The following is an 11,495-nucleotide window of genomic DNA, read 5'->3' as shown; positions in this document are numbered from 1 at the left end:
GATCCACTTAAGCGTTTTTCAAATTTTCCGTGTTAGCCGTTTTAAATTCGGGAAATGCGTCAACATTTCCCGTTTTTTTATCTTTTAATTTTTACATAATTTTTTGTTTTTGAAAGGGTGATGGTATCATTGTCTGTTTTAAAATTAAACCTTGTTGTTAGTTGCAATGCGAGCAGGGCTTCCTGGAGGGTTTCTTTTTTAAATGTAGCGGTAAGTGGCTCCTGCTTTAATTTTTCATCAGCAAATACAATTACTACCCCATACCACTTCTCCATCTTTAAGGCAACTTCTTCAAACGATTCGCTGCTGAATACCAGGCGATTTTGTACCCAGGCTGTTTCTACAATGGTACTGTCCTGCGGAAGCACTGTTAAGTGGCGCAACACAATCATATCTTTTGCAATTCCTTTACCAGCAGCATTATCAGCTGATGTTGCCTTACCGGTTGTTGCAAATGCTTCATCACTAATGATCAGCTTTTCAGATGGTTTCAGCATGATTTTATCTTTCCTGTTTTTTAAAGTGACTTCAATACTGCCTCTTATTAAACTGGTTTCTGTATTTCTCTCTTCTGGGTAACAGCGTACATTAAATATTGTTCCCAACACTTTTATATCCATTTTACTGGTATGGATGATAAAAGGTTTTGCTGGATTTTTTACTACATCAAAACAACCTTCGCCCGTTAAAGTAACTTCCCTTATCTCTTCGCCGAAATGTTCATTGTTGTATACCAGTTTACTGCTGCCGTTTAACCATACAACGGTACCATCAGGCAATTGTATTTTTGTTCGGGAACCCGTTTTTGTACTTATTTCGCTTTGCGGATTTTTAGGAGAATTGATGTGAAGAGCATCTTTAGAAAAAATATAAAATAACAAGGAGGCAGCAACAATCATAAAAGCACAGGCAGCCACCAGCTTTTTTAAATATTTTTGTTTAAACGAAACAGCAGGCAGGTATTTCCAGTTATTATTTATTTCGTTTGTTGCTGTTTCGGTAAGGTCATGACCAAGATCTTTCAGTCTGTTTAAATGCAAATGGTACGTTGCTTCTAAAAAGTCTTTGTCCTGTTCAGGTGCAGTATTCCAATATTCATCTGCTAAGTCCATTGAACGTTGCTGATCGGGATTTGCAGCAAGCAGTTCTGCCAATTCCTCCAGTTCCGGGGGAGTAGTTTCCCCGGCCAGTTTTCTGGATAACAATGTAAAAATTCTGTCTCTGCTCATAGCTTGTATTAAACAAGAGGCAAAGACAAAGCAAATCCCCTATATCTGTTAAAAATAAATTAACATTCAGCGGTTGAAGTTTTTTTGATGGGGATATTTAAAACAGAAGCGATTTTTTTTACGGCAATAGCAATCTGGCAATCAATTGTTTTAATGCTCACATTCAGCAGCACTGCAATTTCCTTATACTTTAATTTATCTTCTTTGGCCAGCTTAAAAATAATCCTGCAGCGTTGGGGCAGTTCTTCAATAGCGGTATTTATTTTAAAGGATAATTCGTGGGTCATTAAAATGGCTTCCGCATTTTCATCCGGCGAAGCAAACTCAACCTGTACTTCATCTAAAGAAAAAAAAGTGGCCTTTTTATTTTGATGCAGTCTACGTGCTGAGTTATTGCGTACACTGGTGTATAAATACATTTTCAGATCTTCAATGGCGCACAGTTGTTTGCGTTTTACCCAGATATCTAAAAAAATATCTGACACAATTTCTTCGGCTGTTTCTTTTGATTTAATAATGGAGTAAGAAAAACTTTTGAGTGGAAGAAAATAATGAAAGAATAGTTGTTTATAGGCTTCTTCATCTTCATATTCAGCAATGCGTTGCTGCAAGTGATAAATATTAGTTGAATTCAAACTTTTTTCTCCATTCATAACAAACAATTCTAATTTAAAGTTAGTAGTTTATTTGCTTTTGAGATAAAATTGTATAAACGTAAGAATAATAAAAACCTGAAACTCAACAGGGGGGAAATAAAAAACCTTCAATAAATTGAAGGTTTTAAAATAAGTCAAATTCAATCTTATACTTCTTCTGCACCTTCTACCAATACAGTCGTTTTATTATTCAATACTTCTGCAAAACCACTTTGTATAGTAAACAACAGGGTAGTATTCTTATCTTTTAAAATCTTAAGTTTCCCCGCTTTTAAGGCACTTACCATTGGCGCATGCTTGTCTAATACTTCAAACAAACCAGTAATTCCTGGCAACTGTATACCGTATACATCGCCGCTGAATAATTTTTTTTCGGGTGTTAAAATTTCTAAAGTCATGGTTAATTTGAAAATTTGAAAATTTGAAAATCGCTCAATTAAAAACTCTATACGTTTCGTATATAATTTTCCCATTTGCTAATTTTCCGATTTGCTAATTAGTTTTTATGCTTGGTTAATTTGAAAATTGCTCAATTGAAAACTATATACATTTTGTAGATTGTTTTCAAATTTGCTAATTTTCACATTTGCTAATTAACTATTTATGCCTGCGCTGCCGCTATCAGCTTCTTACCCTTTTCTATGGCATCTTCCAAAGTACCCACCAGGTTAAATGCTGCTTCAGGATATTCATCTACTTCGCCATCCATAATAGAGTTAAAGCCACGAATGGTATCTTCAATTGGCACCAATACTCCTTTTAAACCGGTAAACTGTTCAGCCACAAAGAAAGGCTGGCTAAGGAAACGTTGTACTTTACGTGCCCTTGATACGGTTTGTTTGTCATCATCGCTCAATTCATCCAAACCAAGTATTGCGATGATATCCTGCAATTCTTTATAGCGTTGTAAAATTAATTTTACCCGGTTGGCGGTATTGTAATGTTCATCACCTACAATCAGCGGCGTTAAAATTCTTGAGGTTGAATCCAATGGATCTACCGCAGGATAAATACCCAGATCGGCAATTTTACGACTCAATACCGTAGTGGCATCCAAATGCGCAAAAGTAGTAGCAGGAGCTGGATCGGTTAAATCATCCGCAGGTACATATACCGCTTGTACCGAAGTAATAGAACCATTTTTGGTAGAAGTAATTCTTTCCTGCATCAACCCCATTTCAGTTGCCAGTGTAGGCTGGTAACCCACCGCTGATGGCATACGGCCTAACAAAGCGGATACTTCAGAACCCGCCTGAGTAAAACGGAAGATATTATCTACAAAAAACAAAATGTCTTTGCCTTGTCCTGTTCCTTCCCCATCACGGAAATATTCTGCAATAGTTAATCCACTTAAAGCCACACGTGCCCTGGCACCTGGTGGTTCGTTCATTTGTCCAAATACAAAAGTTGCTTTCGACTCTTTCAAATCTTCCATATTCACAGCACTTAAATCCCATCCACCTTCTTCCATGCTATGTTTAAACTTGTCGCCGTAATTCATAATGCCGGCTTCAATCATCTCTCTCATCAAATCATTTCCTTCTCTTGTTCTTTCACCCACACCTGCAAAAACAGAAACACCACTATATGATTTTGCAATATTGTTGATCAACTCCTGAATTAGTACTGTTTTACCTACACCCGCTCCACCAAACAAACCAATTTTACCACCTTTTGCGTAAGGTTCAATCAAATCAATTACTTTAATACCGGTATATAAAATTTCATTGGCAGTACTAAGGTCTTCAAATAAAGGAGGCTTGGCGTGTATTGGACGGCCACCAACTTTACTAACCTGTGGCAAACCATCAATGGCGTCGCCAGTTACATTAAATAAACGTCCCTTAATTCCATCTCCCACCGGCATTGATATAGGAATACCGGTATCTGTTACCGCCATGCCCCTTACCAAACCTTCCGTACCATCCATTGCGATAGTGCGTACACTGTCTTCACCCAGATGCTGCTGAACTTCCAATATCAGTGAATCGCCATTCTCACGCTTTAGTTCCAATGCGTTTAAAATTTCCGGAAGTTTGCTGCCACTGTCAAACTGTACGTCAACTACGGCACCAATGATCGATTTTATCTTGCCTGTATTGGCCATAAATCAAATTTTATTGTAATGAGGGGTTTTTTTAGAGCGCAAAGGTAAGGGTTGTAAAGTAATTTTTGAAATCCGGTAATCAATATTTTGGTGGCTGGTTTTACCTCCTTATTCATCGGTTATTCCTTTTTATTTTATGTTGATTTTTTTTAAAATCGTTATTCGGGTGTTAAGAAGCCTTTCTTTACTATAGCAATTTTAAAATTTAATTAAGTTGCAGGTGGTGTTTATCTTCATTTAAATTTAATAGGGTTTTTAAAATATCCTTTCATCCATTTCGTTAGTAAAAAAACGTATTTCAATTGGCTTTTTCAAACAAAATAATTAGCAGACTTTTTTTAGCCGGTAATATTTTGGTGGTTTTTATTTACCTGCTTACCTGCCTGGTGCCCTATCTAAATGCAGGAAAATTTTGGTTTATCAGCATTATAGGGCTGGCATTTCCCTTGTTGGTTTGTGCGGTGGCTATTTTTTTAGCTGCCTGGCTCATCGTGGGGTCCAGGTGGTATTTGCTTTCTTTAATAGCGCTTGTGATAAGTTTTCAACAAGTGGCGGTAGCTTTTGGCTGGCATCCTTTTCAAACTTTTACTAATGCTAAAGCTCGGGGTAATCTGCGTGTTTTATCCTGGAATGTTTCCAGCTGGGATGAATTGAATAAAGAAAAAAAAGGGGGAACCAGCTATCGCCCCCTGATGTTTGCAGAAATAAAAAAATATGATGCAGATATACTTTGTTTTCAGGAATTTCTTGAATCAAGAAATCTTGCAAAGTATGATGCTACCATTCCTGAACTGCAAAAAATGGGGTATCCCTACCATTATTATATTCCCGGTTACAGTGAGCTAAAGTACAGTGAAATGGGCATGGTTATTTTTTCAAAATATCCCATTACTAATACCGGTGTTTATGATTTTGGCGACGGCGAATCTGTGCAACAGCTTATTTATACTGATATTGATTTCAAAGGAAAACCAATAAGGGTTTTTAGCATTCACCTGCAATCGGTCAGGTTTGGCGAAAGGGAATATCAAAGTCTTGATCAGATAAAACACAGTGAAAAAAGCGGGCTTAAAGATTCTAAAACAATCGTGAGCAAATTAAAAAGGGGTTACCACTTCAGAAGCATCCAGTCCGATATTGTACATGACTTTGTGCAAAAAAGTCCTTACCCCGTTATTCTTTGCGGCGACTTTAATGATGTACCCAATTCTTATACCTATTTTACCGTTAAGGGAAATATGCAGGATGCTTTTTTGCAAAAGGGTGCTGGGCTGGGAAGAACATTCCGATTTATATCTCCAACGCTGCGGATAGATTATATTTTTGCTGACAAAAAATTTGATATTCACCAGTACCACCGGCTAACGGTTCCATATTCCGATCACTATGGAATTATGGCAGATATGAGTTTTTAAAAGCACTACATCGCAAAACATGAAGTCTGCATTGCCTTACTTACATTTGTTTCTTTTAAAATTATGATGCAGCTTATTCCCGTAAATGATACCGCAACCGCCAAACAATTTTTGCAGGTGGCTGTAAAAATTTATCAAAAAGACCCTAACTGGATACGCCCGCTGGATAAGGATATTGAAGAAGTATTTAATACAAAAAAAAACAAGGCATTTCGTTTTGGCGAAGCTGCCCGCTGGATTTTAACAGACAACGAAAACAATCTTATTGGCCGCATAGCGGCTTTTGTAAATAAAAAATATAAAAATAAGGGAGATGACGTACCGGTAGGTGGCATTGGTTTTTTTGAATGCATCCATGAGCAGGAAGCCGCAGACTTTTTATTAGACAATGCCAAGCACTGGCTGATGCAAAAAGGTATGGAAGCCATGGACGGCCCCATTAACTTTGGCGAGCGGGACAGATGGTGGGGCCTGGTAACAAAAGGTTTTACAGAACCAATGTACTGCATGAATTACAACCCACCGTATTACCAGCAATTACTTGAAAGTTATGGGTTCAAACCCTTCTTCAACCAACTTTGTTTTGGCATGCATCCCAAAGATTCTTTAAGTACTAAAATGTTTCAAAGACATGCCCGGTTTGAAACCGATCCTGATTTTACAGCCCGTTACATCGACAAAAAACACCTGGAAAAATTTGCCGGTGATTTTGCCACAGTTTACAATAAAGCCTGGGCAGGGCATGGCGGTTTAAAACAAATGGCCCAAGAACAAGTGGTACTTTTATTTAACAAAATGAAGCCGGTAATGGATGAAAAAATTATCTGGTTTGCTTACCATAAAAATGAACCCATTGCAATATTTGTAAACCTGCCAGATTTAAATCAGTGGTTTAAATACCTGGATGGTAAATTTGGCTTATTGCAAAAACTACAATTTTTATGGCTTAAACAATTTAAGCCCAATAAAAAATTTTGCGGAATTGTATTTGGAGTAGTGCCCGAATGGCAGGGACAAGGCATTGATGCCTATATTGTGGTAGAATCTGCCAAAGTAATACAAACACCTAACCTTTCCTATACAGAATATGAAATGCAGTGGATTGGGGATTTTAATCCTAAAATGATCAATATAGCCCAGAGCCTCGGAGAAGTTTTTGAAAGCCGCAGGCTAACTACGTACCGATATTTATTCGATAGAACAAAAGAATTTAAACGGCACCCAATGCTGGCGTAGGTTTTACAAAAACAGGAATCTATCAATAAATATCTTTTCAAAAAAGGGTATTAATCGTAATTTGCAGGCATGGATAAGTTTGTAGTATCAGCAAGAAAATACAGGCCACAAAATTTTTCAACGGTGGTAGGTCAGGCGCATATTACCACCACGCTGAAAAATGCTATTAAAAATAACCAGTTGGCGCATGCATTTTTATTTTGCGGACCAAGAGGGGTAGGTAAAACCACCTGCGCCCGGATATTGGCTAAAACAATCAACTGCGAAAACCAGACAAAAGACGGCGAGGCCTGCAATGTTTGCAACAGTTGTGTTTCTTTTGATGCAGGCACTTCGTTAAATATTCATGAACTGGATGCGGCCAGTAATAATTCCGTGGATGATATCCGTAGCCTGGTAGAGCAGGTTCGCTTTGCACCACAGGCTGGTAAATATAAAGTGTACATTGTAGATGAGGTACACATGCTAAGTGCTTCGGCGTTTAATGCATTCTTAAAAACGCTTGAAGAACCGCCACCCTATGCCATTTTCATTTTAGCTACAACCGAAAAACACAAGATACTGCCCACCATTTTAAGCCGGTGTCAGATATTTGATTTTAAACGAATTACCAACGGTGATACGGTTGAACACCTGCAGGAAATTTGCGATAAAGAAGGCATCAAAGCCGATAAAGCTGCCCTGCACGTAATTGCGCAAAAAAGCGAAGGCTGCATGCGGGATTCGTTGAGCATCCTTGATAAGATTGTAAGTTTTACCAACGGTGCAGTTACCTACACCAATACATTAGAGCACCTGAATATTTTAGACGAAGATTATTATTTTAAACTGCTGGATTATTTACAACAACAAGATTTAAGCAGTGCATTGTTAATGTATGATGAAATAAACCGCAAAGGTTTTGAAGGGGATACTGTTTTAGATGGTTTTGCCGAATTTTTACGCAACCTGCTGGTAAGCCGTGATGCCAAAGTAGCGATGCTGCTGGAAGTGGCGGAAGATTTTAAACAAAAATATTTACAGACCGCTCAAAAAATACCTGCCGCATATATCATCAGTGCTTTAAATATTTTAAACGAAGCCGAACTGAATTACAAGCAATCCCGCAATAAACGTTTGCATGTTGAGCTCACCATTATTAAACTAAGTTATTTGCAGCAGGCGCTGGAACTGGTAAACAACGATGGTGTTGTAACTAAAAAAAAAATAATTGATGGTGTAAAAACAATTGCATTCAGGGCTTTACCTGTTGAAAAATTAAAACAATCTACCACTGAAAAGCTTACTGAAACTGTAGTTCAGCGTAAACAGCCGGCAACTGGTACCGCACAGCGCGAAGCAACATTGATCATTGAAGAACCCTCCCCGATAATAAAAAAATTACCGGTTAATCCTCCTGCATCAAATTTACCGGGCGCAACTGCTGCCATTGCAACCCCCAAAACAACACTTGGTTCGCTTAACAAAATACGCCAGCAAATAGCACAGCAAAATAAAAATGGCAACAACGAGGCCATGCAGGTTACGGAAGATGAATTGTATGTGTGCTGGGGCCAGTTTATTGAAAAACTAAGACTTAAAAGTAATTTTTCGGCCGTAACCAATTTTAAAGCAGCCGAATTAAAAGTAATTGATAACAACACAATTGAAATTATTACACAGGGCGAAATACACAAAGCATTTATTGAGGTAGAGCGGGCACAACTGGTTACACATCTGCAGCAACATTTTAATAACCGGGTACTTACTTACCAGGTTTTGGTGATAGAAAAAGAAGATACTGCTGTTGCAACGCAAGTTCCTTTAACCAGGAAACAACAGTACCTAAAGATAATTGAGGAATACCCGCTGATAAAGGAATTAAAAGAAAGGTTAAAATTAGAGCTTGACTAATTAATGAAGCCAGCATTGCAAACAATGTGAAAAAATAATATAAAGTCCACAAAGTGTCCTTACTTTTTGGCTTTTGTATTTCGGGTCGTCCTTTCGTTAAATTTATACATTTTAATGCCTCAATTTTAAATGCACCCATCAACAATGGTACATTTCCCTTTTTTGCATTAATTTCGACCTTCAATTAAAAACAAAACAGAAATTATTTATTATGGCAGAAGTAATACGCATGCCGCTGTTGAGCGATACTATGACCGAAGGAAAAATAATAACCTGGAATAAAAAAGTAGGCGATAAGGTTAAAAGCGATGATGTACTGGCAGATGTGGAAACCGATAAAGCTACCATGGAAGTAAACGGTTATGTGGACGGAACCTTGCTTTATATTGGTGTACCTGCGGGACAGGCTGCAAAAATTAATCAGATTATTGCCATTGTTGGTAAAGAAGGAGAAGATTTTCAGGCCTTGCTTACTGATGATACAGACGCAGCAAAACCAGCACCAGAAAAGACAGCCGAAGCACCAGCCCCTACTATTACAGCTGTTGCAGCACCTGCTGCCACGGTAGCCAAAACTGCAAAAGTAGCTTTACCTGAAGGCGCCAAAGAAATAAGAATGCCGTTACTAAGTGATACCATGACGGAAGGCAAGATAGTATCCTGGAATAAAAAAGTGGGCGACACCGTAAAAAGTGATGACGTACTGGCAGATGTGGAAACGGATAAAGCCACCATGGAAGTAGTAGGCTATGAAGAAGGCACCTTATTATACATTGGTGTAGAAGCAGGCAACGCCGCTAAAATAAATGAGATCATTGCTATTGTTGGAAAACCAGGAACAGATGTGAGCGCTTATGTGGCCGCTGAAAAATCCGGAAGTAATGCGACGGCCCCTGACGGTGACAAGGAGGAAGAAGAAGCAGTAACATTAAAAGTCCCTGAAGATCAACTACCAACTACCAACGATCAAATTTCTTTCACCGATCAACGCATCAAAGCTTCACCCCTGGCAAAAAAATTAGCCGCCGATAAAGGGATTGATTTATCAAAAATAAATGGCAGCGGAGACAATGGCCGTATTACTAAAAAAGATATTGACAATTATACACCCGCAGTTGCGCCAGCTAAAACAGTTGAGGCTCCTGCTGCGAAAATTGCTGAAGCTGCGCCTGTATTTACTGCAACCGGACAGGAAGATTATACCGATACGCCCCTTACACAAATGCGTAAAGTAATTGCACGCCGTTTGGGTGAAAGTAAGTTTAGCGCACCGCATTTTTATTTAACCATGGAAATCAACATGGACAATGCCATAACTTCAAGAGTGGCTATGAACGAAATAAGCCCGGTAAAAATTTCTTTTAATGATATGATCATTAAAGCCAGTGCCATGGCTTTGCGCCTGCATCCCGATGTTAACAGCAGCTGGATGGGAGAATTTATACGCCACAATCAACACATCCATATTGGCTCTGCGCTGGCATTACCTGAAGGTTTGATTGTTCCGGTAATTCGTTTTGCCGATCAAAAATCTTTATCACAAATAGCGGCAGATGCAAAAGAATTGTATGCTAAAGCAAAAGATAAAAAATTACAGCCTGCAGAATTTAGTGGTAATACCTTTACCATCTCTAATTTAGGAATGATGGATATTGAAGAGTTTACTGCCATCATTAATCCACCAGACAGTGCAATTTTAGCCGTAGGTGCCATTAAAGAAAAAGTGGTAAAGAAAGGTGATGGTTTTGGTGTAATCAACATTATGAAACTTACAATGAGCTGCGACCATAGAAGTGTGGATGGTGCTGTGGGTGCGGCCTTTTTACAAACATTAAAAAGGTTTTTAGAGAATCCGGTTACGATGTTGGTGTAAGTTCTTTTATAAATTTTTAAGAGGCGTTGGTTTAAAAAGCCAGCGCTTTTTTTATTGAGTTCACCAAACATTATTGAACATTTTATTACAACTTTTAAAGAAGTAATAATAGTTGTCCGGGCTAAGAAGCCTTGTGGTAAATCGTTGCGTCGCCCTCTTGTACCCAATACCATTGTTCCGCTTTGGCTTTCAACACGCAAATAATTTTCAGTTGTAAAAAATTTGGTTATTCAGTAACCACAAAAAAATTCAGTTTTTTGGGAGGCTGTTTAATCCTAATAAAAATCGTTCTCCTGCAGAAATCTTATTCTTAAAAAATATCGGAATAATAAGCTTGTACTTTATTTTATGAAAAGGCTACTTATTTTAAAAGCAGTTTTGAATATTTAAAAAGTTTAAGCAACCTATAATATGCAGTTCTGTAAAAAATAATATTGATTTAGCGGTGTTACAACAAACTATACCATTTACCTTTACAATATCAATGTATTCAAAACCCATTATATTATTCGACGGTATTTGTAACCTTTGCAATGGTGCAGTACAGTTTGTTATCCGGCATGATCCCGATGAAATATTTTTATTTGCCTCTTTACAAAGTGAAGCCGGGCAACAATTGTTAAAACAGTACAATCTTCCTTCAACCGATTTTGGTTCCTTTATTTTGCTACAGGATAACAAAATATATACTAAATCTTCCGGAGCCTTAAAGGTTGCAAAGCAAATAAAAGGTGCGTGGAGCTGCTTATCTATTTTTACCATTGTCCCAAAATTTATCCGGGATGCAGTGTACACCTCGATTGCGAAAAACCGCTACCGTTGGTTTGGCAAAAAAGATTCCTGCATAATTCCAACACCGGAATTAAAGGCCAGATTTTTGTAATCGGAAAAAATAATTATGCAAAAGAAAAAAACTTTGGTAATCGGTGCATCCGCAAACCCTGCACGGTACAGTTATCTGGCCGTACAAAAATTATCAGCACATCAGCATCCTGTAGTAGCGCTCGGTATAAAAAACGGGGCCATTGGCACCACAGTAATTGAAACGGAAAAAAAATTGCTGAACGATATTGATACCGTAACGCT

General features: G+C 38.1%; 10 protein-coding genes. 6 read left to right on the top strand and 4 right to left on the bottom strand.

Annotated elements, in window-relative coordinates; genetic code table 11:
* Window positions 1–77: 77 nt before the first annotated feature.
* From H7254_RS15090 to atpD, 4 genes are all read right to left on the bottom strand, one after another.
* Window positions 78–1,229 (bottom strand): FecR family protein, encoded by a 1,152-nt coding sequence (locus H7254_RS15090; RefSeq protein WP_301933749.1) that lies wholly within the window; start codon window positions 1,227–1,229, stop codon window positions 78–80.
* A 59-nt stretch (window positions 1,230–1,288) separates the two neighbouring features.
* Window positions 1,289–1,882 carry an RNA polymerase sigma-70 factor gene (locus H7254_RS15085; RefSeq protein ID WP_301933748.1) on the bottom strand — a complete coding sequence of 198 codons (594 nt, stop codon included), beginning with the start codon at window positions 1,880–1,882 and terminating at the stop codon, window positions 1,289–1,291.
* A gap of 149 nt (window positions 1,883–2,031) precedes the next feature.
* The gene (gene atpC / locus H7254_RS15080) at window positions 2,032–2,283 is read right to left on the bottom strand and encodes an ATP synthase F1 subunit epsilon (RefSeq protein ID WP_301921376.1); all 252 of its coding nucleotides are present in this window, start codon (window positions 2,281–2,283) and stop codon (window positions 2,032–2,034) included.
* A 203-nt stretch (window positions 2,284–2,486) separates the two neighbouring features.
* Complete coding sequence (gene atpD, locus H7254_RS15075; protein ID WP_301933747.1) at window positions 2,487–3,992, bottom strand: F0F1 ATP synthase subunit beta; 1,506 nt, start codon at window positions 3,990–3,992, stop codon at window positions 2,487–2,489.
* 302 nt (window positions 3,993–4,294) lie between these two features.
* Here atpD and H7254_RS15070 point away from each other — a divergent pair, with 302 nt between their 5' ends.
* From H7254_RS15070 to H7254_RS15045, 6 genes are all read left to right on the top strand, one after another.
* Window positions 4,295–5,407, top strand: a complete 1,113-nt coding sequence (locus H7254_RS15070) for an endonuclease/exonuclease/phosphatase family protein (protein WP_301933746.1) — start codon at window positions 4,295–4,297, stop codon at window positions 5,405–5,407.
* A gap of 63 nt (window positions 5,408–5,470) precedes the next feature.
* Entirely contained in the window at window positions 5,471–6,643 is a 1,173-nt protein-coding gene (locus tag H7254_RS15065) for a hypothetical protein (RefSeq protein ID WP_301933745.1), read from the top strand.
* A gap of 69 nt (window positions 6,644–6,712) precedes the next feature.
* Window positions 6,713–8,536 (top strand): DNA polymerase III subunit gamma/tau, encoded by a 1,824-nt coding sequence (locus H7254_RS15060; RefSeq protein WP_301933744.1) that lies wholly within the window; start codon window positions 6,713–6,715, stop codon window positions 8,534–8,536.
* A gap of 211 nt (window positions 8,537–8,747) precedes the next feature.
* Window positions 8,748–10,409 (top strand): pyruvate dehydrogenase complex dihydrolipoamide acetyltransferase, encoded by a 1,662-nt coding sequence (locus tag H7254_RS15055; RefSeq protein ID WP_301933743.1) that lies wholly within the window; start codon window positions 8,748–8,750, stop codon window positions 10,407–10,409.
* A gap of 484 nt (window positions 10,410–10,893) precedes the next feature.
* Window positions 10,894–11,292 (top strand): thiol-disulfide oxidoreductase DCC family protein, encoded by a 399-nt coding sequence (locus tag H7254_RS15050; protein WP_301933742.1) that lies wholly within the window; start codon window positions 10,894–10,896, stop codon window positions 11,290–11,292.
* A gap of 15 nt (window positions 11,293–11,307) precedes the next feature.
* Window positions 11,308–11,495, top strand: a 188-nt coding sequence (locus H7254_RS15045; protein WP_301933741.1) for a CoA-binding protein, incomplete at its 3' end; no start/stop codon positions are given.

The organism is Ferruginibacter sp., from assembly GCF_014377975.1.
GTDB lineage: Bacteria > Bacteroidota > Bacteroidia > Chitinophagales > Chitinophagaceae > Ferruginibacter.
The sequence above is the reverse complement of the archived record's forward strand: the minus strand, read 5'-3'. Positions and strand labels throughout refer to the sequence as shown.

Excerpts from the sequence above, each read along its gene's own strand:
- H7254_RS15065 (WP_301933745.1), top strand. The coding sequence starts at position 5,471 with ATGATGCAGCTTATTCCCGTAAATGATACCGCAACCGCCAAACAATTT.
- atpC (WP_301921376.1), bottom strand. The coding sequence starts at position 2,283 with ATGACTTTAGAAATTTTAACACCCGAAAAAAAATTATTCAGCGGCGAT.
- H7254_RS15090 (WP_301933749.1), bottom strand. The coding sequence starts at position 1,229 with ATGAGCAGAGACAGAATTTTTACATTGTTATCCAGAAAACTGGCCGGG.
- atpD (WP_301933747.1), bottom strand. The coding sequence starts at position 3,992 with ATGGCCAATACAGGCAAGATAAAATCGATCATTGGTGCCGTAGTTGAC.
- H7254_RS15050 (WP_301933742.1), top strand. The coding sequence starts at position 10,894 with ATGTATTCAAAACCCATTATATTATTCGACGGTATTTGTAACCTTTGC.
- H7254_RS15060 (WP_301933744.1), top strand. The coding sequence starts at position 6,713 with ATGGATAAGTTTGTAGTATCAGCAAGAAAATACAGGCCACAAAATTTT.
- H7254_RS15085 (WP_301933748.1), bottom strand. The coding sequence starts at position 1,882 with ATGAATGGAGAAAAAAGTTTGAATTCAACTAATATTTATCACTTGCAG.
- H7254_RS15055 (WP_301933743.1), top strand. The coding sequence starts at position 8,748 with ATGGCAGAAGTAATACGCATGCCGCTGTTGAGCGATACTATGACCGAA.